This is a genomic window from Sedimentibacter sp. MB35-C1, assembly GCF_030913635.1.
GTDB lineage: Bacteria > Bacillota > Clostridia > Tissierellales > Sedimentibacteraceae > Sedimentibacter.
In genome coordinates this window covers 3467008-3491080 of the sequence record NZ_CP133188.1, presented here as the reverse complement: position 1 = coordinate 3491080, position 24073 = coordinate 3467008, and the positions used below count along the sequence as shown (strand labels likewise).

The 24073-nt window shown below is 36.0% G+C and carries 19 protein-coding genes and 1 tRNA gene; 16 read left to right on the top strand and 4 right to left on the bottom strand.

Features of this window, described 5'->3' with window-relative positions; all coding sequences use genetic code 11:
* Positions 1-55: 55 nt before the first annotated feature.
* The 4 genes from RBQ61_RS16985 to RBQ61_RS16970 all read left to right on the top strand — a co-directional run bounded on the left by RBQ61_RS16985 (position 56) and on the right by RBQ61_RS16970 (position 3336).
* Positions 56-1237, top strand: coding sequence for a M20 family metallopeptidase (locus RBQ61_RS16985; RefSeq protein WP_308138397.1), 1182 nt, complete (start codon positions 56-58; stop codon positions 1235-1237).
* Between the two features lie 197 nt (positions 1238-1434).
* Positions 1435-2262 (top strand): DUF5685 family protein, encoded by an 828-nt coding sequence (locus RBQ61_RS16980; protein ID WP_308138396.1) that lies wholly within the window; start codon positions 1435-1437, stop codon positions 2260-2262.
* Complete coding sequence (locus RBQ61_RS16975) at positions 2246-2845, top strand: DnaJ domain-containing protein (RefSeq protein WP_308138395.1); 600 nt, start codon at positions 2246-2248, stop codon at positions 2843-2845. Before RBQ61_RS16980 ends, RBQ61_RS16975 begins: the two co-directional genes overlap by 17 nt.
* The gene (locus RBQ61_RS16970) at positions 2836-3336 is read left to right on the top strand and encodes a hypothetical protein (RefSeq protein WP_308138394.1); all 501 of its coding nucleotides are present in this window, start codon (positions 2836-2838) and stop codon (positions 3334-3336) included. Before RBQ61_RS16975 ends, RBQ61_RS16970 begins: the two co-directional genes overlap by 10 nt.
* A 44-nt stretch (positions 3337-3380) precedes the next feature.
* On the opposite strand, the gene RBQ61_RS16965 is transcribed toward RBQ61_RS16970, so the two are convergent.
* A complete protein-coding gene (locus RBQ61_RS16965) occupies positions 3381-4658 on the bottom strand; it encodes an adenylosuccinate synthase (protein ID WP_308138393.1) in 1278 nt (425 codons plus the stop codon).
* Between the two features lie 259 nt (positions 4659-4917).
* On the opposite strand from RBQ61_RS16965, the gene RBQ61_RS16960 reads away from it, so the two are divergent.
* The 8 genes from RBQ61_RS16960 to RBQ61_RS16925 all read left to right on the top strand — a co-directional run bounded on the left by RBQ61_RS16960 (position 4918) and on the right by RBQ61_RS16925 (position 14849).
* Positions 4918-6690 (top strand): putative glycoside hydrolase, encoded by a 1773-nt coding sequence (locus RBQ61_RS16960; RefSeq protein ID WP_308138392.1) that lies wholly within the window; start codon positions 4918-4920, stop codon positions 6688-6690.
* Between the two features lie 198 nt (positions 6691-6888).
* Complete coding sequence (locus RBQ61_RS16955; protein ID WP_308138391.1) at positions 6889-7905, top strand: aspartate-semialdehyde dehydrogenase; 1017 nt, start codon at positions 6889-6891, stop codon at positions 7903-7905.
* A gap of 134 nt (positions 7906-8039) precedes the next feature.
* Entirely contained in the window at positions 8040-9272 is a 1233-nt protein-coding gene (locus RBQ61_RS16950; RefSeq protein ID WP_308138390.1) for a DNA recombination protein RmuC, read from the top strand.
* Between the two features lie 82 nt (positions 9273-9354).
* Positions 9355-9437 (top strand) — tRNA-Leu (locus tag RBQ61_RS16945).
* Positions 9438-9730: 293 nt separating this feature from the next.
* Entirely contained in the window at positions 9731-11920 is a 2190-nt protein-coding gene (gene recQ, locus RBQ61_RS16940; protein ID WP_308138389.1) for a DNA helicase RecQ, read from the top strand.
* Positions 11913-12776 carry a 16S rRNA (cytidine(1402)-2'-O)-methyltransferase gene (rsmI, locus tag RBQ61_RS16935; RefSeq protein ID WP_308138388.1) on the top strand — a complete coding sequence of 288 codons (864 nt, stop codon included), beginning with the start codon at positions 11913-11915 and terminating at the stop codon, positions 12774-12776. The genes recQ and rsmI overlap by 8 nt, the downstream gene beginning before the upstream one ends.
* A gap of 10 nt (positions 12777-12786) precedes the next feature.
* A complete protein-coding gene (locus tag RBQ61_RS16930) occupies positions 12787-13464 on the top strand; it encodes a DUF554 domain-containing protein (RefSeq protein ID WP_308138387.1) in 678 nt (225 codons plus the stop codon).
* An 8-nt stretch (positions 13465-13472) separates the two neighbouring features.
* On the top strand, positions 13473-14849 hold the full coding sequence (locus RBQ61_RS16925; RefSeq protein WP_308138386.1) for a Na+/H+ antiporter NhaC family protein: 1377 nt from the start codon (positions 13473-13475) through the stop codon (positions 14847-14849).
* A 134-nt stretch (positions 14850-14983) separates the two neighbouring features.
* On the opposite strand, the gene RBQ61_RS16920 is transcribed toward RBQ61_RS16925, so the two are convergent.
* Positions 14984-16195, bottom strand: coding sequence for an MFS transporter (locus tag RBQ61_RS16920; RefSeq protein ID WP_374049888.1), 1212 nt, complete (start codon positions 16193-16195; stop codon positions 14984-14986).
* The gene (locus tag RBQ61_RS16915) at positions 16185-16679 is read right to left on the bottom strand and encodes a MarR family winged helix-turn-helix transcriptional regulator (protein ID WP_308138385.1); all 495 of its coding nucleotides are present in this window, start codon (positions 16677-16679) and stop codon (positions 16185-16187) included. The genes RBQ61_RS16920 and RBQ61_RS16915 overlap by 11 nt, the downstream gene beginning before the upstream one ends.
* A gap of 431 nt (positions 16680-17110) precedes the next feature.
* Between RBQ61_RS16915 and RBQ61_RS16910 the strand changes: the two genes are divergently transcribed.
* The gene (locus RBQ61_RS16910; protein WP_308138384.1) at positions 17111-18904 is read left to right on the top strand and encodes a phosphoenolpyruvate carboxykinase (GTP); all 1794 of its coding nucleotides are present in this window, start codon (positions 17111-17113) and stop codon (positions 18902-18904) included.
* 107 nt (positions 18905-19011) lie between these two features.
* On the opposite strand, the gene RBQ61_RS16905 is transcribed toward RBQ61_RS16910, so the two are convergent.
* Positions 19012-20658, bottom strand: a complete 1647-nt coding sequence (locus tag RBQ61_RS16905; RefSeq protein ID WP_308138383.1) for a SulP family inorganic anion transporter — start codon at positions 20656-20658, stop codon at positions 19012-19014.
* Positions 20659-20952: 294 nt separating this feature from the next.
* Between RBQ61_RS16905 and truA the strand changes: the two genes are divergently transcribed.
* The 3 genes from truA to RBQ61_RS16890 are packed head-to-tail and all read left to right on the top strand — an operon-like array spanning position 20953 to position 24010.
* The gene (gene truA, locus RBQ61_RS16900) at positions 20953-21690 is read left to right on the top strand and encodes a tRNA pseudouridine(38-40) synthase TruA (protein WP_308138382.1); all 738 of its coding nucleotides are present in this window, start codon (positions 20953-20955) and stop codon (positions 21688-21690) included.
* Between the two features lie 36 nt (positions 21691-21726).
* Entirely contained in the window at positions 21727-23316 is a 1590-nt protein-coding gene (locus RBQ61_RS16895) for a sensor histidine kinase (RefSeq protein WP_308138381.1), read from the top strand.
* Complete coding sequence (locus tag RBQ61_RS16890) at positions 23309-24010, top strand: response regulator (protein WP_308140142.1); 702 nt, start codon at positions 23309-23311, stop codon at positions 24008-24010. The genes RBQ61_RS16895 and RBQ61_RS16890 overlap by 8 nt, the downstream gene beginning before the upstream one ends.
* Positions 24011-24073: the final 63 nt, after the last annotated feature.

Here is a 24073-nt window from a genome sequence, read left to right as displayed (position 1 = left end):
TAGTAAAAAATGATAGTATCAATTACTATCATTTTTTAATTTGAGAGGTGTAAGCATGTATGTTATCGATGGAAATGAACTAACAGCCCTAAGGAGAGAATTTCACAAATACCCGGAGCTTGGTGGATGTGAATATAAAACAATGGACAAAATATGTTCATATTTAGATTTATGGGGTGTAGAATATAAAAAAGGCGTTGCGGAAACAGGTGTAGTTGCAATAATAAGAGGTAAAAACAAATTAAAAGATGACTATAAATGCATAGGTATAAGAGCGGATATTGATGCCCTTCCAATAAAAGAAGAAACAGATGTGTGTTTTAAATCTGTTAATGAGGGAGTAATGCATGCTTGCGGTCATGACGCTCACACAGCTGTCGCACTTGGTGCGGTCAAAATTATTAAATCAATGGAGTCAAAACTAAAAGGCGATGTAAAGTTTTTCTTTCAGCCGGCTGAAGAAACTACAGGGGGTGCCGAAAGAATGATTGATGCAGGTTGCCTAAAAAATCCAGAGGTTGAATATGTGTTTGGACTTCATGTTGATCCAGGGCTCGAGACTGGAAAAGCAGGAATAAAATACGGAAAAATGATGGCATCATCTGATGAGATTTTTATTAACGTATTCGGAAAGTCTACACATGGAGCTCATCCCGAAAAAGGAATCGATCCGGTTGTTATTACATCAAATATTGTAGTTGCTCTTCAGTCACTCGTGAGCAGAAGTACGTCTCCGCTGAACTCGGTAGTTCTTACAATCGGGAGCATTCACGGTGGGACGGCGCAAAATATAATATCAGATTCAGTGGAAATGAAAGGAATATTGAGAACTTTGGATGAAGAGACACGCGGGGATATGAAAAAAAGAATTGCCGCAGTCGTTGAAAATATTTCTAAAGCAATGGGTGGAGAAGGAACTTTGGCTATCAGAGAGAGCTATGGAGCACTTATTAACAATGATGATGCTGTAGACAAACTTAAGGAAGCTGCCGAAAAGGTGCTTGGATCGGAAAATGTGGAGATTTTGGAATATCCCAATATGGGAACAGAAGACTTTTCATATTTCAGCCGCCACTCAAAAGCCTGTTTTTTTAATCTGGGATGCAGGAATGAAAACATAGGGGCCGTATATCCCATTCATTCAAGTAAATTTATGTTGGATGAAGGTTGCCTGGAAACGGGTGTGAAAATTCAGGTGGAAAACATATTGGGAATTTTAAATATGTCTCTGGATTAAGATGCAATTTTTATGAAAAGTGCTTGAACATAAAATATTGTAATAATTATAATTTCTTTTAGAATTTAGATAAAAAGGCAAAAATTCTTATTGATATTTTTGCTTTTCTTTTGATTTGAAGGATATAAATATATTGATAAATTGAAGATATATTGATACAATTATATTAATTGTAATTAATCAGAAATGAGTGCAATATGTTTGGATATGTGACTATAAATAAAATGGAACTGAAATTTAAAGAGTATTACAGCTACAAAGGGTTTTATTGCGGTCTTTGCAAGTGCCTTAAAGAAAAGTACAGCAACAAGGCAAGAATGACCTTGAATTATGATATGACGTTTCTTATATTGCTGTTAAGTTCTCTGTATGAACCCGAAAATAAAACATTCCGTGAAAGATGCGTGGTTCATCCAATAAAAGAACAGCTTCTTATACAAAACGAAATAACGGAATATGCAGCATCGATGAATATTATTCTTTCATATTACAATATGCTTGATAATTGGACGGATGATAGGGATTACAAGTCTTTTGCGGCGATGCAGGCCATTAGGGGAGAATTTAGGAAAGCAAGCGCAGAACTGCCTAAAAAAGCAGCAGTAATAAAAGAACGCTTGGATAACATATCTGAACTGGAAAAAAGCAATACAGATGATATTGATGCTGTTTCTAATGAGTTTGGACATCTAATGGAAGAAATAATACTGTACAAAAATGATCAATGGGAAAAAAACTTGAGAAAGATAGGATTTTACTTGGGCAAGTTTATATACTACCTTGATGCGTATGAAGATATGGAAAAAGATGAAGAAAACAGTTCGTACAACCCCTTCAACAATTTAAAATCTGAAGACAAGGAAAAATATGCGAAAGATTTAATAATGCTCAATCTCTCATTTTTAAGCCAGGAAATAGAAAAGCTCCCTCTTGTGCAGGATAAAGGAACAATAGACAATATTATATATTCCGGAGTATTGAATAAATTAGACAAAAGGAGAAATGCAAATGAAAGACCCATATGAAGTGCTCGGCCTTCAAAGAGGCGCAACAAAGGATGAAGTAAAGAGTGCATACAGAAAGCTTGCTAAAAAATACCACCCTGATATGAATGAAAACAACCCTCTTAAGGATTTGGCTGAGGAAAAATTCAAGGAAATTCAATGGGCATACGATGAGATTATGGACGGCGGCTCCGCAGGTTCATACCAGAGCAGTAATGGGAGCGGGAGTTCTTACGAAAATGGTTCAACCAGTTTATTTAATATTAGACAGCAAATACAAACGGGAAGATTCCAAGACGCAATAAGGATGCTGAATGGCATGTCTGTCAGAAATGCTGAATGGAATTATCTCATGGGTGTATGCTATGTAAACATGGGATCGTTAGGCCAGGGGATGAAGTTTGTGCAAACTGCTGTAAAGATGGATCCCGGCAATTTTGAATACAGAAATTTCTTGAATCAGATTTTAAGCACACAGAACATGTATCAACAAAGGACATATAATTACGGTAGAGGAAATTCAAGCGTTGATTGCTGCACTCAGCTTATTTGTGCAGATTGTTTATGTGAATGTCTGGGAGGAGACTTGATTTCATGCTGTTAAAAAGCAAAGATATTGCATATTTGGGAGTGCTTTTGGGATTAAACCAGCTTTTTATAATTCTTTCATCTGTGATCGAAACAAATACAATCATACTTTTTGCTGCGGCTGCTCTTTTAGTAGGCGTTGTGATTGTTGAATTTGGGTTTAAGAGCGGAATTTTGTTTTATGTAGCATCTTGTATACTCGGGTTTTTTTTGACATTCAACAAAGTTGAAATTATTACATATATTATATTTTTTGGGTTATACAGCATAGTAAAGTATGTAGAGGAAATAAAAATAAACAATGCAGTGCTGCTTTACGCAGCAAAGTTTTTGTATTTTAATACAGCCTTGATTGCTATGTATTTTACGGTGAAACTATTTATACCTCTTGAGCTGGCGTGGTGGATGATAATTGCGGCCCAAGTACTTTTTATTATTTATGACTATGCGTTTACCATGTTCATAACGACCTATGTGAACAGTATAAAACCAAAATTAAAACGGTAGGACAATCTGGTGTGTCCTGCCGTTTTAATATTTTTGTTATTTGTTTAGTCGTTCATGATTAGGTAATCTTCTCTGTTAGCTCCTACAGATACATATTTTATTGTGCATCCAACCTTTTTCTCAAGATATTTGACATAGTCATATGCTTTTTTTGGAAGGTCAGATTCTTTTCTGCATTTGCTTATATCACAATTCCAACCGTCAACATATTCTACTATAGGTTTTGCTTTGTCCAGCAAAACTCCCATTGGGAACTCTTCAGTAATTTTTCCGTCAACATCGTATCCGGTAACAACAGGAATCTTATCCAAGTATGATAATACATCAAGTTTTGTCAATGCAAGCACATCAGCTCCTTGCACTGTAACGCCGTACTTAGATGCCACAACATCAAACGGGCCGACTCTTCTCGGACGTCCTGTTGCTGCACCGTATTCTCCACCGGCCTCTCTTAGAGCATCAGCTTTTTCACCAAACATTTCGCAAGTAAACGGTCCTTCACCTACACATGAAGAATAAGCTTTCATAATTCCTATGGTGCTGCTCAGCTTCATGCCAGGCACACCGGCACCTATAGGTGCATAGGCGGCTATTGTCGATGATGAAGAAGTATAAGGATAAATTCCAAAATCTATATCTCTCAATGCACCAAGCTGTGCTTCAAACATAACCTTTTTTCCTTCTTTTACAGCTTCCTTAAGATACAAGCCCACATCGCATATGTATTCTTCAAATTCGGTACCGAATTTAATGAGCCAGTTGTACATGTCCTCACCACTGAATTCAACGGATTTATATCCGCCGGCAATTGTCAGGTTTTTCCATTCAACTACCTGTTCAATGCGTTCTTTAAGTGCTGTTTTGTTAAGCAAATCTCCCATTCGTATGCCTTTTTTAAGATACTTATCTCCATATACAGGAGCGATTCCTCTTCTTGTAGAACCGAATTTCATATCCTTAAGACGTTCTTCTTCCAATATGTCCTGTTTAACATGATAAGGAAGGCAGATAATTGCTCTGTCACTGATTTTTAAATTGTCAGGTGTTATTTTAACACCAGAGCTTCTAAGGTTGTTTAATTCTTTGTGGAGGTGTTCTAAGTCTATAACCATACCATTTCCCATTACATTTACTACATCAGGTCTCAGAATACCTGAAGGCGTAAGGTTAAGTATAAACTTACCTAAATGATTTACAACTGTGTGGCCAGCGTTGTTTCCTCCTTGGTAACGGCATACAACATCATAATTTTCGGCCAATAAATCAACCATTCTGCCTTTACCTTCATCTCCCCAATTTATTCCTACTATTGCAGTTAGCATAAAAACCTCCTTAAGTTTCGCTAAAAAAATTATATATTTTACGAATATTAATGTCAAGAAATACTTTTTTGTATGTATTTTTATATTGCATATTTTGCTAAAAATTACACTTGTCGAAAAAGCAAAAAACCTGTAATGTTTGTTGAACAAAGAATATATTTATGGTAGAATTGTTTTAAATTAGTCATATTTTTATGCCTTATTTTAATAACATATTATGGGTATGGTTTACATATCACAATTACATCAAGGAGGATTTATGATAAATAAATCAAAAAAAATAATATCTTTATTAATAATTGCAGCAGCGCTGGCTGGATGTGCAAATCAAGCCAACGCAAACACACCCATACCCGAGGATGAACCGAAACAGCAGGAAACGGAAGCTATTGCTACTCAAACAGATGAGGAAAGGGCTCAGATAGAGTTGGAAAGCAAACTGGCTGATAGAGAAAAGCTGGAAGAGCAGAGAAAAGAGGAATTGGGCGAATTTTATGTACCCCTTGTTTCAATAGGAAATGAGCAAGAAAAGAAAAGCGTTGAAGTTAAAGCACTGTATGCTACCGGTCATACTGCCGGTAATACTTTAAATAAGGAAAACATTGATACCTATGGAGCATATGTAAAGGCACTGTCCGAAGGAGATACATCAAAGATAAATGAATTTTCGCCTTCAGCCGAAAAAGCAAACAAATTTGAAAGAATTATTGGTATTGCCATAGGCACAGAGATAAACGGGCTTGTAATAAATGTGAAAGATGATAATGGATTTATAACTTATGACAGTGATATTGAAATTGTCCAAAAAATGAACGAAGAAACCCCGATACAAATTGATGATGTAAGTGGTATGCTTCAGATTTTGAAAGAATATGATATTTATACTATAGGAAGAATTGTTGCTTTTAAGGATAAAAATTTTGCAGTTAAAAGCCCGGAACATTCTATTCAATTGAAATCAGGTGGAACGTGGCTTGATCCCAACAGTGGAAACATACCGTGGGTCAATCCTTTTGACAAGTATGTTTGGGATTATAATGTTTCTATTGCAAAGGAAGCTGCACTTTTGGGATTTGATGAAATACAGTTTGACTACGTAAGATTTCCCGACGGCGCAAAAAGATATAATCCGATTACAGAATTCCCGGGAAGAGAAGGAAGGGATAAAGATGAAGCTATTGCCGATTTCTTGGAGTATGCTGAAAAAGAGCTAGAGCCTTACAATGTAAATTTAGGAGCTGATGTATTTGGAATCATCACAAGAACGTGGGATGATTATCCGGAAGATATAGGGCAAACATGGGTTCTTATGGGAGAATATGTGGACAATATGGCTCCTATGGTTTACCCAAGCCATTATTCAACCGGATGGTACAATCTTGATAATCCAAACGCTCATCCTTACCTTGTAGTTAAGGGAGCCATGGAAGAGGCAGTGGAAAAAAATTCTTCTATGGAAAAGCCACCTGTAATCAGGCCTTGGATTCAGGATTTTGATTGGGCAGGAATTGAATACGGCCCTGAAAAGGTGAGAGATCAGATTATAGCAGCAAAAGAGCTGGGTATAGCGGAATACATGATTTGGAACCCAAGCAACTCATATGATCCATATTCTTTCATGTTGACGTCTAAAGAAAAATCAGAAACATATCCTGCGGATAAAGGAGAAATGGACTACAGGGAAAAAACCCCGTCAGATGCTGCTGATAAATACCTGACAGGCATGCTTCAAGGGAGATACAGCTACATGTATTTAATGGAGCCGGTAAGCAAAAGAATACAGGATTTTGACGATTATGCAGAACTTCAGGCTACATCAAACATCAAGCTGTTAAACTATAAGGTTTACGGGTATGAAATGGATAAGGATAACAGTGATTTGGCTAAAGCTGAGGTATATTATAAAATAGAAGTGACAGAAAATGAAACTAAACATATAATAGAAAAAGATAATGTGAAGTGGGACGCTGTAAGAGAACACAACATATGGAAGATAAATGCCGAATTTGAAACTTCGGCCGATGAACTGTAGGAAATTGCAGAGCTGTCTTATAAAGAGACAGCTTTTGCTTTATTAGTTGCACGTATAAGTTATAAGATTTGTTCGCAATATAAAAACTTGTGTAACAAAAATATATACAAAATAGCTTGACAATGAATAATATCTTGTTATAATAAGTTTTATATATTTAAAAGCGTAATTAATTATAAAACGGAAGAAGGTATCATTATGAAATTATACAACTTAGCAATATTAGGAGCAACAGGAGCAGTAGGGCAGGAAATGCTGAAAATACTAGGCGAAAGAAATTTTCCATTCGGTGAATTAAAATTGCTGGCAAGCAAGAGAAGTGCAGGCGAAGAAATTGAGTTCAAGGGGAACAAATATATTGTAGAGGAAGCAACAGAAAATTCATTTAAAAATATTGATATTGTATTGTGTGCGGCAGAAAACAACATAAGCGAGGCCCTTTCGCCGGCAGCGGTAAAGGCGGGAGCAGTTGTAATAGACAATTCTTCTGCATTCAGATTGAATGACGATGTGCCTTTGGTTGTACCTGAGGTTAATGCGGAGGATGTTAAAAACAACAAGGGAATTATAGCAAACCCTAACTGTTCAACTATAATAGCATTAACAGCATTAAATGAGTTGAATAAATATTCTAAAATAAACCGCATGATTGTTTCAACATACCAAGCAGTTTCTGGTGCAGGCATCAACGGTATAAGAGAACTGAATCAGCAGGTAAAAGACATAAATGAAGGCAAGCCCGTGGAAATAAAAACATTCCAGCATCAGATCGCATATAATTTGATACCGCAGATTGGGGATTTCGATGAGATGGGATATTCTCAAGAAGAAATGAAGCTTCAAAATGAAGGAAGAAAGATACTGCATAATCCTGATTTGAAGGTTAACTGCACTTGTGTCAGAGTTCCCGTATACAGAAGTCATTCAGAATCAATTACCATAGAAACAGAAAAAGAAATAACTCCACAGAAAGCAAAAGATCTTTTAGCGAAAGCTGAAGGAGTAAAGCTGGTAGATGATTTGGCTGATAAAAAATACCCTATGCCTCTGGATACATCAGATCAGAACCTTATTTACGTTGGAAGAATCAGAAAAGACATCAGCAAAGACAATTCCTTGGCTCTCTGGTGCTGCGGAGACCAGATAAGAAAGGGAGCTGCAACAAATGCTGTTCAAATTGCTGAAGTTTTGATAAAAGATTGGGAAAACAAATAATATACAACTTTAAATCCCATTAAACTATGACACCATTCTAGTTTTATCTCAGAATGGTGTTTTTTATTTGTTAACTTTCGGCTGGACAAATGTTCGATTATGGTTTATTATTAACTAAGCGACAGGAGGGAATCATGGATTTATTTATAATTGTTATTCTTACAATATCAGTGATAATCAATATAGTTGTACTAATTAAGCTAGGGAGCAGGAATTCAGAAAAAAACATAATTTCTGAAATGAAGTTGAATATGAGCAACAACAACTTCCAACTAATTGATCAGATTTTAAAAAAAATATCTGAATCTGAGCAGAAACAGCTTAGAGAGATACTGACGAATAAGATTGAAACGGTTGAAAGGCTTGAAAAAAATACTGGAAAAATGAATCAGTCCTTTATGAACTTCAGTTCAGAGATATCAAAATCATTAAATGATAACTTTTCATCATTAAATGAAAAGGTCGGTACAAATCTTGAGAAGATTAATATGCGCGTTGAAGAAAGGCTTAATGAAGGATTTGAAAAAACTAACAAAACTTTTATCAGTATATTGGAGCGGCTCTCAAAAATAGATGAGGCACAGAAAAAAATCGACAGTCTTTCCACAAACATAGTATCACTTCAGGATGTTTTAACAGACAAAAAAAGCAGGGGAACCTTTGGAGAGGTTCAGCTGAATCATATATTGTCTTCTGTATTTGGCGAAAACAACAAAAAAGTTTATGAGCTTCAAAAAAAATTGAGCAACGGAACTATAGCTGACGCGGTGCTTTATATTCCGGAACCCGTAGGAATGTTGTGTGTGGATTCAAAGTTTCCTTTGGAAAATTACCAGCGAATGATTGATAAAAAAATTTCTGATGCTGATAGAAAAATATATGAACGGGATTTCAAAACAAATGTAAAAAAACATATTAATGATATTTCATCAAAATACATAATAGAAGGACTAACTTCGGAACAGGCGATAATGTTTCTGCCTGCAGAGGCAATATTTGCGGAAATTAATGCATATCATCAGGATTTAATTGATTATGCCGGAACTAAAAAAATCTGGATTGCTTCGCCTACGACACTTATGTCTGTTTTATCAACATTACAGGTTGTTCTAAGAAACATGGAAAGAGAAAAATATGCCGGCATTATTCATGAAGAACTCAGCAAACTTGGGAATGAATTTAGACTTTACAAACAAAGGTGGGATTCGCTGGCGAAGGACATAAGAAAAGTGTCCGATGATGTTGATAAGATACACATAACATCAAATAAAATCGAGAAAAGATTCGATAAGATATCAAAGGTTGAAATAAGTGATTTTGACTTCGACGAAAATGATGAATCAGAAGCTGTGCTGACGGAAAATTAAAAAATGCAAAAATTTCCACTAAAAATAGTGAAAAACCTCTTGATTTTTATTTTTAGATGTGTTAGTATTTTAAAGCAGTCAAGCCGTAGTGATGGAATGGCAGACGTGACGGACTCAAAATCCGTTGGTGGCAACACCGTGGGGGTTCAAGTCCCTTCTACGGCATTAATAAAAAATCATGTATGAGATTGGAACTCACACATGATTTTTTATTTTATTTATGATAAAATTAGAAAATACATTTTGACGATAATAAATCGATAAAATGTAGCTTTATATAATTTTGCTGCAGAATTTATTTAAAATGCTGCTAATATTTATTATGTTGATTTATAAAAATTATACAAGCGAAGAACCGCCATCAACAATTATATACTGACCTGTTATTGTACAATATATTATTTTATTATATAATTTTAAGAAATATGCTATAATTTAACATTAAAGGGTGTGTAAAATTGGATAAAGCAGTTGAAATATTAAAGAAGTACTTTGGATATGATTCGTTTAGAAATGGCCAAAGAGAAATTATAGAGAGCATATTGGCACGAAGAGATGTATTGGCAATAATGCCTACAGGAGGCGGGAAGTCTTTATGTTACCAGATACCTGCTATTATGATGGAGGGGACGGCGCTTGTAATTTCGCCTCTTATTTCATTGATGAAGGATCAGGTTGATTCACTTCGTCAAATAGGGATACCATCTGCATTTATAAATAGCTCATTATCAATGTCTCAATTCAGAGAAATAATCAATGACGCTCAAAACAATAAATTTAAACTTTTATACGTAGCTCCTGAGAGGCTTGAATCAGAAAGTTTTTTAGAACTGTTGAAAAAAATTAATATTTCTATGGTAGCTGTGGATGAAGCTCACTGTGTCTCGCAGTGGGGTCATGATTTCAGGCCAAGTTATTTAAAAATAAGAGACTTGAGAGGGCTGGCCGATAACGGCGTGAATATTTCTGCTTTTACAGCAACGGCAACACCTGAAGTAAAGCAGGATATAGTTAAGCTTATAGGATTAAATGAGCATTTTGAGATAACAACGGGGTTTGATAGAGAAAATTTAAAATTTGAAGTTGTGAGAAAAAATAAGAAGTTACCTTATTTATTGGAATTTGTGAAGGATCACAGAGATAATTCAGGAATAATATATTGCCTTACAAGAAGGTTGGTCGATGATGTTTGCAACAAACTTGTTGAATCAGGCTTCAATGCTGTAAAATATCATGCGGGTCTGAGTGATGCTCATAGAGAAAAAAATCAGGAGGATTTTCTGTATGATAAAGCTGATATAATGGTTGCAACCAATGCTTTTGGAATGGGAATTGATAAATTGGATATAAGGTATGTGGTTCATTACAATATGCCTAAGAATATTGAATCATACTATCAGGAAGCAGGAAGAGCAGGCAGGGACGGTGAACCCTCCCAATGTATTTTGTTGTTTTCTGCTCAGGATGTTGTTATGAATAATTATCTAATAGATAACAGTGCAGGTGACTCTGGTTCAAAATCAAATGATTATATTAAGCTTAGAGATATGGTTAATTACTGCAATACAGACAAGTGCCTCAGAAAACACCTCATAAGCTACTTTGATCCTTCATATACAAGGGAACAATGCGGAAATTGCGGCAATTGTCTAAGTGAAATTGAAAGACGGGATATAACTGTTGAGGCTCAAAAAATATTGTCTTGCATTTACAGAATGGGCGGAAGATTCGGAAGCGGGATGGTGACAGATGTGCTGAGGGGGAGCGGAAATAAAAGAATAAAATCATTTAATTTTAATAAATTAAGCACATATGGCATAATGAAGGAATATGACCGGAATACATTGACGGAAATAATTTCATTTCTTATTTCCGAAGGATATATTAATGTAGCAGGTGATAAATTTCCCGTGTTAGCTATATCTAATCTAGGTTATTCCGTTCTGAAGGGAAAACAGACTGTTACTATTAGAAAATTAATTTCAAAGGACAAAGAAGCTACAATTGAAAAAACGTATAATATAAACCTGCTTGATAAGCTGAAATCACTTAGAAAAGAAATAGCATCCAGCCTTAATGTTCCTGCCTTTATGGTGTTCTCGGACGCTTCTTTGAGAGATATGTGCATCAAGCTTCCCATAAACAGGAACGAATTTCTTAAGGTATCAGGTGTAGGAGAGATTAAAGCTGAAAAGTTCAGCAGCAAGTTCTGTGATGTAATAAAACACTACATTGAGGAAAACAATATAGAAAAGCCGATAGAAAACAACGAAAGTATAAAGACCAGTGCAGAAGATGAACAGCATCTGGGAACTCATGAAAATAATGCAGACGAATCAAAAAAGGAAGACACCAGGATTATGAGTTTAAGGCTTTACAAAGAAGGGAAAGGTATAGAGGAAATAGCAGCTGTCAGAAAACTGCTTCCTACCACTGTTGAGGGACACCTTGCAGATTGCATAAAACTTGGATATGAAATTAATATAAGAGATTTTATTTCTGAGGATGTTGAAAGACTTATAATTAATACATACAAAGAAATAGGCGGCGCAAAGCTTAAACCTATAAAGGAAGCACTTCCGCCGGAAATAACATATGGTGAAATAAAAATTGCTCTGGCAAACTTATCAGGAGAAAGAAATGAGTAAATTATATATAGTGCCTACACCTATAGGCAATTTAGGAGATATGACCGAAAGAGCTGTTGAGGCTTTGAAAGAAAGTGATTTGGTTTTAGCAGAGGATACCAGACATACACAGAAGCTTTTGAATTTTTTTGAAATCAAAACTCGTATGCTTTCATATCATAAATTTAATGAGAAAAGCAGAAGCGGCGAAATTATAAGCGATATTGCAGATAATGACAGAACTGTGTCGCTGGTAACCGATGCAGGAACACCGTGCATATCGGACCCAGGATATGAGCTTGTTAAAAGCGCAAGAGAGGCAGGTGTTGAGGTAATTGGACTTGCGGGAGCATCTGCTGTAACAATTGCACTGTCTGTATCGGGAATTGATACCTTTGAATTTGCCTTTTACGGATTTTTGCCGAGAAAGAAAAGCGAGCTTGAAGATGCGTTGAAAAAAGTAAAGAATAATCAGGTGAAGACATTTGTTTTTTATGAATCGCCGAAAAGGGTAGTTAATTTGGTTAAAAATATCAAGGAACAAATGCCTGATGCGACTCTGTGTGTATGCAAGGAGCTTACAAAGCTTCATGAAAATACATTTTACGGAAGCGTATCGTCCGTGGAGGAACAGCTTAAAAACCATGAAGATGTTGAAAGAGGCGAGTATGTGGTTGTAGGGTACAATAACAACTATGAGGAAAAAGAGCAAAGCTCTGCCGCTGTAAGCATTCACGGAATATTGTTTGACAAACTGTTTCATAAAGAGTATTCTTTAAAGGAAGCTGTCAGTGAAGTTGTAAGTGAAGGGTTGGCTTCAAAAAATGAAGCATATAAAGCTTCATTAGAAATAAAAAAATTTATAGAAAAATATTGACGGGGGAAATATGTTAGGCACACTAGTGAATTCATTAGCAGTAGCAGTCGGCGGACTGATAGGAGTCTTTTTCAGGAACGTGATACCCGAAAGAATATCAAATGCCATGATAAAGGCTGCCGGACTTGCTGTTATTACAGCTGGTATTAAGCTGAGCCTTACCGGCCAGAATCTTTCACTTTTGATAATGTCGGTAATAATAGGTACGGTAATAGGGGAAGTAATTGATATTGAGGGAAAGCTTGACAACCTCGGGGCAGCTGTGGAGCGTAAGATAAAAAGCAGGGAAAATAATATTGCTTTGGGTTTTGTTACATGCACTCTTATTTATTGTGTTGGCTCAATGGCAATAGTAGGGTCTATACAGAGTGGGTTGACCGGGAATCATGAAATACTATTTTCAAAAGCTCTTTTGGATGGCATAATGTCGGTTACAATGGCTGCATCATTAGGTGTAGGCGTAGTTTTCTCAAGTTTAAGCGTATTAATATATCAGGGGAGCATTACATTGCTTGCTCAGTTTATTCAGTCACTTTTGAGCGATGTTGTTATAACTGAAATGACGGCCGTAGGGGGAACACTAATTATGGCTATGGGGCTGAACTTCTTGGAAATCAAACGTGTTAAGGTTGGGAATATGCTTCCGGCTATATTTTTACCCATAATATATTTTGTTTTTTTTAGTTGAGGTGTAACGTGAATAATAAGAAATTAGCGCTTAATCCGGTAGTGATACTTATGATAAGCCTTGGATTTATAATTTGTTCAATCATATTATCAATTCCTTTATACGCTGCATTTATGGCTGGTCTGGTGTTTACTTCTATTATATTGGTCAAAAGCGGATATAAATTAAATGAATTAGTGAAAACAGTGATAGATTCTGTTCGTGAGATAAAAAATTTAATTGTTGTTATATTGTTTATTGGTGCTACTACATCAATTTGGCTTTCATCAGGAGTTGTTCCCACAATTATGTACTATGGATTCACATACATGGAGGGAGTGAATTTTTTATTTGCGGCATTTTTGATAATGTCTGCAGTGTCATTATTTATGGGTACAGCTATTGGCACAATAAGCACAGTTGGCATATGCCTGAGCGGTATAGGAATGGGATTGGGAATTCCGAAGAATTTAATTGTTGGAATGCTTGTTTCGGGAGCATTCGTTGCTGATAAGATTTCACCGCTGTCAGGTCTTGTCAATCTGCTGGTTACAACAACACACAAAAATTACAGGGAAATTTTCAAGAGTATGATAATAACGTTGCTACCCACAATAATTGTCACGGCGGCTATTTATTTTATTCTGGGACAGAAATATACCGGAGGAGATTACAGCAAGCTGTTGCTTTACAAGGAAGCAATAGCTTCGGGTTTTAACATAACACCGTTTATGCTGATGCTTCCAGTAATAATACTTGGGCTGTCAATAGCAGGATTAAATTCAATTGTGGTATTTTCTATAGGCATAGGCGTAGGTGCTGTGCTCAGCGCTGTATTCCAAGGGTCCTCCATTATGGAGATTGTAAGCTCCATGCTGTTTGGATACAAAGGAAATACGCCATCAGCTGAATTGAACCAGCTTCTTGTAAGCGGCGGAATGGTGTCAATATTAGAGGCTATATTTATAGTTGTGACTGCATACGTGCTTGTTCGAGTGTTTGAAAAAGGAAACATACTCGTGCCTGTTATGGAAAAGATGGTTAACGGAATAAATTCTAAAATGAGTCTTATACGCCGTACTGGACTTATGAGTATATTGCTGACTGTTGCAACTTGCGACCAGACTGCCGGAATTATACTTCCCGGCAAGATGCTTCAGGAAAAATACAAGGAGCTTGATTTGGATTATTCAATACTTGCAAGAACAATATCTGATACGGGGATAGTGGTTGCGCCATTGATGCCCTGGAATATAAATTCATTTTTAATTAAGCCCATTATGGGGATTACCGCTACCCAGTATGCTCCATATTCTGTGCTCTGCTATGTGTGTCCGGTAATCAGTATTCTGATTTCATACTTGGCTATAAACAAACAAAAGGCAAAATGTAAAAATTTAAAATAAAAATAAAACACAGTTAAGCAGGCTGTGCTTGAAAATATAACGTAATTCAAATGTCATTTGGACATATAGTCAAATCTAGACTATATGTCCATTGTTTTTATGGCAAATACAATTTTTGCTGGACTCGATTGATCTTATGATTCAGCGCTGGCATTATGGTTTTTCGAGGAATTTCGATTGAAGAAAACACATAGCAATAAAGCGGATGCTGATGATAGAGCTGCCCCAAAAATGAATGGTGCGTAGGAGCCGATATTATTCCATAGTATACCTGCAATTATGCTGGCAGGTAACAAGGCAATGCCTACAATTGTGGAATGAAGGCCAAGCATTGTTCCTTTTAATTCATGGGGTGATATCTCAGATATGAAGGCTCTTTCTACGCCTGTTACCATTGCAGTGTAGAAGCCGTAAATAATGAAAGAGATAACAAGCATCCACTTTTGAGATGCGAACGCAAAGCCTAGATATACGACTGCAAATAAAATATAACCTTTTATAAGAATTTTTTTCCTTCCAACTTTATCCGAGCGTTTACCAAAATGTATGGCAAGGGATGCAGCAGTTATGTTATAGATAAAGTATAAAAGAATAGTGTTTGTACTTGTAAACCCTATGTCAGTTGCCTTTAGCAATAGAAACGAATTGGAGGAGTTACCCAGTGTGAAAATAAAGGTAACAAGTAGGTAAAGTTTTAAATTGCTATCTAGTTTTCCTACGTTGTTCCAAAAATGTTCCTTCTGTTTTATTTCTCTGTTACCGCGCTTTTCTTCAATAAAGAAAAACATGGCAAGGGCAATCAGTACGGGGATAATTGAGAGCGCAAATACAGTTCTATAAGCATTATCTCCAACTTTTTTTAATAAAAAGAATGATAAAAGTATTCCAATTGCAGAGCCTGCCATATCCAATGCTTTGTGTATTCCAAAGGCCTTGCCCATATGCGATTCTTCTGCGCTTTCAGATACCATAACATCTCTTGGTGCTGTACGAATTCCTTTCCCAAGTCGGTCTATTACTCTTGCTCCCAGAATTCCCACCCATGAACCGGCGAAAATCAATGCCAACTTATAAAAAAGTCCTGACGCATATCCGCAAAATGCAATTGCTTTTTTATGATTGTATTTGTCGCTGAAATATCCGCTGAACACCTTTAAAAGACTTGCTACACTTTCGGCAATGCCTTCAATGATTCCAACCAAAACAGGTGTGGCACCAAATGATGTAGTCAGATACAAGGGTATGAGGGGATATACCATTTGACTGGAAATATCAGCAAAAAAGCTGACAAGGCCGAGAAAAACAATATTTCGCAGATGCTTTTTTGATGTGTTATTATTTTTCATTATTTTCTTTCTCCAATAAATTATTATCTTGCTCAATACGCTTTGTCATATTTGGAAAATCAGCTTTACTCTCTGTTTTTGAACGATGATAAAGAATATCCAGCAATCGCGCAAATTCATTTTGGTCGTCTTCGGTCAATACTTCTAAAAGCCATTCGTAAAACATAGTTTCTATTTCAGTTTTTGAATTTTTTAAGGCTTCAGCTTTTTCAGTTGCAAATAAAATTTGGCTGCGGCCATCATTTGGATTTTTCTTACGTGTCAAAAAACCTTTTGTTTCAAGGTTTGCAGTTTGTCTTGCTACAGCAGCTTTATCAATACCAAGAACCCTGCAAATTTCAGCTTGTGTAACTCCGGGCCGATGTCTAACAACATGAATTAAATCAAATTCAGATGAGCCTACTCCATAAGCTCTTAAAGTTCGTGTTGTAAATTTATTTATTTCACGTGCAATTTTTGTGAGTTTTCTTTTGGTTACATCCATTTAAACAGCCTCCTGCATTTAGTTGTATTATCAACTATTTAGATGATACTACAACTAGTTATACTTGTCAACTGGATGTCAGGCTCTATTTATATAACGTAAATAAGCTTAATTATAATTCTGGTATTAATTTTTGAATGATACATACTTAATGGCGCAAATTCTGCATAATACAGTGCAAATAATATACAAATTTATTTATTGTGTTATTATTAAAATATGATTGCTCATTATGTTAATTAACATTTTCTTTGCATATCCTTAAAAAAATAAGTATAACTTGCAAAAAGCTTAATTTGAAAGAATCTATTTTTAAATGTTGCAAATATAATTAAGAGAATATATAATTGTGTAGGTAGATAAATATTATAACACATATTCAAAAAACGAAGATATAATATAACATAATTAATAATTTTAGGAGTGCTAAAATGCAAAAACTAACTTCGAATGTAAATGTTCTAAAATGGGTAGACGATGTCGTATCATTGACAAAACCAGCTAAAGTTATGTGGATTGACGGAAGCGAGGAACAATTAGACATACTGCGCAGGGAAGGCTGCCAAACAGGAGAAATGATTGCTTTAAATAAGGAAAAATATCCCGGATGCTATTATCATCGTTCACAGAAGGATGATGTTGCCCGCATGGAGGACAAAACGTACATATGTACAAAAAGCAAAGAGAATGCGGGTCCTACTAATAATTGGAAAAGTCCAGAAGATGCATACAAGCTTGGCAGGGAGATCTTTGCAAATTCAATGAATGGTAGAACTATGTATATTATTCCATATTCAATGGGACCTATAGGTTCACCATTTTCAAAGATAGGATTTGAAATTACTGATTCAATCTATGTGGTTTTAAGTATGAATATAATGACGAGAGTAGGAAAGAAAGTATTGGATACATTGGGAGATTCCAATGACTTTGTAAGAGGACTCCACGGCAAGTGCACTCTTGATATAGACAAAAGATATATATTCCATTTTCCTGAGGATAATACAATCTGGTCATGCAATTCAGCATACGGAGGTAACGTATTGCTGGGGAAAAAATGTTTTGCTCTCAGAATTGCATCATTCCAGGGATGGAAAGAAGGATGGATGGCAGAACATATGCTGATCTTGGGAATTGAAAATCCTAAGAAAGAAGTAAAATATATAGCTGCTGCATTCCCTTCGGCATGCGGAAAAACGAACCTTGCTATGCTTATACCTCCAGAGTTGTACAGGAAAAAGGGATACAAGGTATGGACAGTTGGTGACGATATAGCTTGGCTTAAGATAAAAGAAGACGGTAGACTTTGGGCAATAAATCCTGAAGCCGGATTTTTCGGAGTTGCTCCGGGTACAAGCGAAAAATCAAATTATAATGCTTTAATGTCATCGAAGAAAAATTCAATATTTACAAATGTTGCCTATAATTTAGATGATGATACTGTATGGTGGGAAAGAATGGACAACAACCCGCCGGAAAATGCGTTGGATTGGCAGGGTAACCCATGGAACGGCAAGAAATCAGGGGAAAGAGGAGCTCATCCGAATTCAAGATTCACAGCTCCTGCTAAAAACTGCCCATGTATTTCAAAAGAATGGGAATCACCTGAAGGAGTGCCTATTTCTGCAGTAATATTCGGTGGAAGACGCGCTAAGACTGCTCCTCTGGTATATCAATCAAGAAGCTGGCAGCACGGCGTGTTTGTAGGATCAACACTTGCATCAGAAACAACTGCTGCAGCTGCAGGAAAAACAGGAGTTGTAAGAAGAGACCCTATGGCTATGCTTCCATTCTGTGGATACCATATGGGAGATTATTTCGAGCATTGGCTTGAAATAGGTAAAAAATTGAGCAACCCTCCTAAAATATTCCATGTTAATTGGTTTAGAACTAATGATAGAGGCGAATTTATGTGGCCAGGCTTTGGAGAAAACTTCAGAGTGCTTGAGTGGATAATTAGGAGATGCGAAAACAAGGTTGATGCAGAGGCTTCTTCCATAGGATACGTTCCGAAAGTAGAAGATATTAATAGAGAAGAACTGGGTATTTCAAATGAAGTGCTAGATGAATTGCTTACAATTGATATAGATTCATGGATGGATGATGTTAAGAGCATTGAAGAATTTTACAACAAAATAGGAAGCAGGCTTCCAGAGGAATTAAAAGCAGAGCTTAACACATTAAAGAAGAATTTGTCCAATTCAAGAGAACCATCTATCGCATAGTATTTAGAAATCCGGCAGGTACCTGCCGGATTTAGTTTATTGACTAAGTGAATATAAAAAAAGTGGAATGTACTGCATGTACTTTCCACTTTTTTATATTTTATACTTTATATTGCGATTTCGCTGTTCTGTATTATACTTAAATATCTGAGTGCTTCAATTGCGTCCCAGAAAAAACATTCTTCGCCTATGAGTTCTTTCATTCCAGAGCGTTGGAACATATCCATCACATTTTCTTGAACTCCGCAAAACATAATGCAGGCTCCATTTTCAGCTGCCTTTTTCACAACTTCCTTAAATTCTCCAACAGCAGACTCATCGATGCTGGTTACAGCTCTCATTGAAATTATAATGTTGTCTGCATTAAGAGAATTAAATGTAACTTGCTCAAGCTTATCCTTTGTCATAAAGAAAAGCGGCCCTGTAATGTACATAATTTTTGTGGTTTTGTGATCTGACATTATCTTGTGGCCTTTTATTCTGTCAAGATCCACGTCGCTTACATCAACTTTTAGCTGGCTGTTTTTTACTACAAATATCATTATCCCCATGAACACTCCTATTAAAATAGCAACGGTCAGGTCAAACATAACTGTTGCAACCATAGTTATGACAAATTCTAGAATAGCATTTGCAAATTTTTTGCTGAAGATATAATTTATTTCATTCCATTCGTTCATGCGCCAAGCAGTAACCATAAGAACTCCTGCAAGAGCAGACAGAGGAATTACAGACATTACTGAGCCCAGCAAAAACATTGACGCAAGAAGCCCGACAGAATGAATAATGCTTACCAGCCTTGTCTGTCCGCCTGATTTAATAGCGACGCTTGTACGGGCAATCGCTGCAGTTGCAGGAACACCTCCCAGAAAAGGGATAATGGCATTTCCTATACCCTGAGCAATAAGTTCTCTGTCAGCATTGAGCTTCTCGTTTTTCATCTTGCCGGCAGAGGCTCCGCAAAGAAGGCTTTCAATCATTCCAAGCATTGCGATGCTAATTGCAGGGCTTATCATGTTGGAAACATTTGATAAGGTTATGACGTCAAATGTAAGCCTGTTTTCAGACAACAAAGTTTTCGGTATATCACCAACAACAGCAACCGGCAATTTTAAAGCCCAGTTAACAGCCAGTGCAATTATAATACCTGCAAGAGAAGACGGAAATTTTGCATTCCATTTCTTAGGCCATGCAACCATTACTAAAATTACCAGCAACCCAAACATCACTGCGTAAAGATTTGGCGAAAATCCCAACTCTCCGTAAGATAAAAGCTTTTGCAATGCATTTTCTCCCTTGGAAACTGTGCCGAAGAAGTTATCCACCTGTCCCAGCGCTATTATTACGGCAATGCCTGAGGTAAATCCGGTTATAACCGGAGATGGTATGAATGACACAAGCTTTCCAAAACGAAAGGCGGCTGCAATGAGCAATATTACTCCGGATAAAAATCCGGCCAAGAAGACGCCATCCATTCCGTTTTTAACGGCAAGAGACATAAGTATTGCTGACATGGCTCCCGTAGGCCCGGAAATTTGATATGAAGCTCCGGAAAGTCCACCTATAAGAAGTCCGGCTATTATTGCCGTAATAAGCCCCGAAGCTGCATCCGCTCCGGAGCTTACACCAAAAGCCAGTGCCAAAGGAAGTGCCACAGCTGTTACTGTCAATCCTGCCATAATGTCTTGAGACAGTTTTTTGCCGTTGTATCCTTTGAACTCAAGCTTTAAATCTTGAAAATACTGTTTTAACATTTTTTTCTCCATTAGTTGTAATTAATATGATACTAGAATGAATGTTATCACTTAATCAACCTAAAGGCAACCAAAAAAGCTGATAGTTTCATGTTATTTTGCTAAAACGTTTTTTTATAGAGGCTTCCTAATCACTCCGAATCTTAAAGATATCTGCCTAATTTTTTATACATGTTAATAGTTCGAATGGTTTTCTTTGCTGTAGTAATTGATAAACAGTGATCCATCAAATTAGCTATTTGTATTTTTCGTAAAATAATATATAATAGGTGTTACTAAATGACGGAGAAAAATATGAGAAATGTAAAGATGATTATTCAGTATGATGGTTCACGTTACAAAGGATGGCAGAAGCAGAATAAAAATGTTAATACAATACAGGGGAGACTGGAAGATATACTATCTGATATGACAGGAGAAGATGTTCAGCTTATAGGCTGCGGAAGGACTGATGCGGGAGTACATGCTTTAAATTATACTGCAAATTTCCATACGCTTTCAAAACTGAGTGTAGATGAAATGCTGGTGTACATTAATGAGAAATTGCCTGATGATATAGCTCTACTATCTATTAAAAATGCAAGTGAAAGATTTCATTCAAGGTACAATATATTGTCAAAGACTTATATGTACAAAATTAATAACGGTGCATCTAAAAATGTATTTGAAAGAAGGTATGTGCATAATATTGACCAGAAGCTTGATTTGGGGAAAATGAGGGAGTGTTCTGAAGTATTAGTGGGAACCCATGATTTTCAAAGTTTTACAACTTTAAAATCAAAAACAAAATCAACAGTAAGGACTATTAATTATATTAATATAGAAGAACAAGACGGCAGTGTTGAAATAGATGTAAACGGGAACGGTTTTTTGTGGAATATGGTTAGAATTATCCTAGGTACGCTTATTGAAGCGGGAAAGGGTAAGTTAAACAGAGAAGATGTTGCATCCATTTTAGATGCCAAAAAAAGAGAGAAGGCAGGGCCGATGGCCCCTCCAAAAGCACTTTTTTTAAAATATGTAGAATATTAATTCCGGAAGATTAAATTACTAAAGGATGAACAATAAATGAAAATGAAATTAGGAACACAAATAACAATTTTCTTTGTGATAATATTGATTTTTTCATTAGGCAGTATGACATTTCTTTCTTATCACCAAATGAGAATAATTTTAACGGATGAGCTTGAAGAAAAGCTTATGAATATTGCTGTATATGCATCAGAGGACTATATGGTCATAGACTGTTTAGACGGATATGAAAATTTTACAAATGAGGAACTAAATGAGCATATTGAAGAAATTCGATCTGAAACCAATGTAGATTTTATTACTGTATTCGGAATGGACAGATTAAGGCTTACACATCCGGTTAAGGAGAAAATAGGAAAAGAATTTGAAGGGGGAGATGAAGGCAGAGTGCTGACAGAACCTTCTAGGTATATCTCCAGTGCTGTTGGGTCATTAGGCAAATCTTTGAGGGCTTTTTCACCTGTTTATAAAGATGGGATTCAGGTGGGGGCGGTTTGCGTAGGAAGTACTCTTGTTGAGATAAACAAGGAGACATTTGCCAAGACCGAGCAGTTTGTGCCTTTTATACTAATAGGGTTGGTTTTAGGCATATGCTGTGCTTACATATTAACTACCAATATAAAGTATGAAATTCTAGGCATGGAACCCAGAGAAATAACGTTGCTGCTAAAGCAGAATGATGCCATACTTGAAAATGTTAAAGAAGGCATTATAACTCTGGATGAAAAGGGAAATCTGATTCAATTCAATAAGGAGGCAGCAAAAATACTTGGGTTGACTCGAAAAGACATGAACAGAAATATTAATGTGTTTATCAACCTGGAAGATACAAACAGGTTAATGAACGATGAAAATAACATCGAGGATTTTGAAGTTAAAATAAGGCCTGGTGTGACTGTTTTATGCAAGTACAATGTATTGAAAGATGATAAAAATCATATAATAGGTCAGGTAATAAACTTCAGAGATTTGACGGCTGTGAAAAGAATAGCTGAAGAACTGACAGGAATACAAAAAATGGCATGGTCTCTGAGAGCTCAAAACCATGAGTTTATGAATAAACTACACACAATTTCCGGCTTAATTCAGCTTGAGGAATATGATGAGGCCATTAAATATATTTCCAATGCGTCAAGCAGAGGAAATGATGTGACCAGTACAATAACAGGAAGAATTAAAAATATAAATATTGCTGCAATTCTTCTTGCAAAATATTATAAAGCAGAAGAGCTAAGAATTAAATTAGAAATTGATAAGTCATCTTTTTTAAACAAGGTACCGGAACATTTAAATGATGATGATTTAAGCTCGGTAATCGGTAATTTAATTGAAAATTCTCTTGATGCAGTAAGTGTTGACGGAACCGGAAAAATACTTTTTAAAATGTCTGAGGATGATGATAGAGTAATCATTGACATAAAAGATAATGGGCCTGGAGTACCGGAGGATATAAAAGAAAAAATATACGAGAGAAACTTCAGTACTAAGTCTGGGCAGAGAGGGTTTGGACTTTATATAGTCAAAAATATTATTGAAAATGCAAATGGTGAAATAACTTTGTCAACAGATAAAGGCACTTCGTGGCACATAGAAATACCAACAAAAGATGGTGATGAAAATGATTGATGTTTTGATTTTAGAAGATGACCCTATGGTAAGGGACATAAATTCAAAATTCCTTTTAAAAATTAATGGATTTCATTTGGCTAAAGCTGCTGCAAACATATCAGAAGCTCAGGAATATGTTAGGCAAAGCAATGTGGATCTGGTTCTTCTGGATATTTACCTGCCTAAAGAAAATGGTATTGATTTTCTGAAGTGGCTGAGAAGAAAAGAAATGGAAGTTGATGTAATACTTATAACAGCTGATAAGACAAGTAATATGGTTCAAGAAGCATTCAGATACGGTGCTGTGGATTATCTTATTAAGCCTTTCACATTTGAACGATTTGAAGAGGCATTGAATAATTACAAACAAAGGTATAACAAAATAAATGACCTTGATACAATTGAACAAAAGATGCTTGATAGATATATATCAAAAAATGTTGCGTTGAATGATAATAAAAACAGTTGTGAAGAAAGGGAATACGAAAAGGGAATTAATAAATATACCTACAATATTATTTGGAAGGAGATATGTAGTTCATCAGCAGGAGAATTTTTAACGGCTGAAGAAGTATCAGAAAAATCAACAGTTGCAAGAGTTACCGTAAGAAAATATCTTGAGTATATGGAAAAGGAAGGAAAGGTTGAGAAGCTGATTGAGTACGGTAAAATTGGTCGGCCTCAGCATAAATATAAGTGTAAGAAAAAATAACATGATCACATAAAGTTAAAGGTCTGCTGTTCCTTTTGTAGGAACAGCAGACCTTTAACTTTA

What these genes read in the sequence shown, in the direction of transcription:
- truA (WP_308138382.1), top strand. Translation starts at nt 20,953, where the DNA reads ATGAGAAATGTAAAGATGATTATTCAGTATGATGGTTCACGTTACAAA.
- RBQ61_RS16895 (WP_308138381.1), top strand. Translation starts at nt 21,727, where the DNA reads ATGAAAATGAAATTAGGAACACAAATAACAATTTTCTTTGTGATAATA.
- RBQ61_RS16905 (WP_308138383.1), bottom strand. Translation starts at nt 20,658, where the DNA reads ATGTTAAAACAGTATTTTCAAGATTTAAAGCTTGAGTTCAAAGGATAC.
- RBQ61_RS16950 (WP_308138390.1), top strand. Translation starts at nt 8,040, where the DNA reads ATGGATTTATTTATAATTGTTATTCTTACAATATCAGTGATAATCAAT.
- RBQ61_RS16915 (WP_308138385.1), bottom strand. Translation starts at nt 16,679, where the DNA reads ATGGATGTAACCAAAAGAAAACTCACAAAAATTGCACGTGAAATAAAT.
- RBQ61_RS16955 (WP_308138391.1), top strand. Translation starts at nt 6,889, where the DNA reads ATGAAATTATACAACTTAGCAATATTAGGAGCAACAGGAGCAGTAGGG.
- RBQ61_RS16985 (WP_308138397.1), top strand. Translation starts at nt 56, where the DNA reads ATGTATGTTATCGATGGAAATGAACTAACAGCCCTAAGGAGAGAATTT.
- RBQ61_RS16910 (WP_308138384.1), top strand. Translation starts at nt 17,111, where the DNA reads ATGCAAAAACTAACTTCGAATGTAAATGTTCTAAAATGGGTAGACGAT.
- RBQ61_RS16930 (WP_308138387.1), top strand. Translation starts at nt 12,787, where the DNA reads ATGTTAGGCACACTAGTGAATTCATTAGCAGTAGCAGTCGGCGGACTG.
- RBQ61_RS16960 (WP_308138392.1), top strand. Translation starts at nt 4,918, where the DNA reads ATGATAAATAAATCAAAAAAAATAATATCTTTATTAATAATTGCAGCA.
- rsmI (WP_308138388.1), top strand. Translation starts at nt 11,913, where the DNA reads ATGAGTAAATTATATATAGTGCCTACACCTATAGGCAATTTAGGAGAT.
- RBQ61_RS16975 (WP_308138395.1), top strand. Translation starts at nt 2,246, where the DNA reads ATGAAAGACCCATATGAAGTGCTCGGCCTTCAAAGAGGCGCAACAAAG.
- RBQ61_RS16965 (WP_308138393.1), bottom strand. Translation starts at nt 4,658, where the DNA reads ATGCTAACTGCAATAGTAGGAATAAATTGGGGAGATGAAGGTAAAGGC.
- RBQ61_RS16980 (WP_308138396.1), top strand. Translation starts at nt 1,435, where the DNA reads ATGTTTGGATATGTGACTATAAATAAAATGGAACTGAAATTTAAAGAG.
- RBQ61_RS16890 (WP_308140142.1), top strand. Translation starts at nt 23,309, where the DNA reads ATGATTGATGTTTTGATTTTAGAAGATGACCCTATGGTAAGGGACATA.
- RBQ61_RS16970 (WP_308138394.1), top strand. Translation starts at nt 2,836, where the DNA reads ATGCTGTTAAAAAGCAAAGATATTGCATATTTGGGAGTGCTTTTGGGA.
- RBQ61_RS16920 (WP_374049888.1), bottom strand. Translation starts at nt 16,195, where the DNA reads ATGAAAAATAATAACACATCAAAAAAGCATCTGCGAAATATTGTTTTT.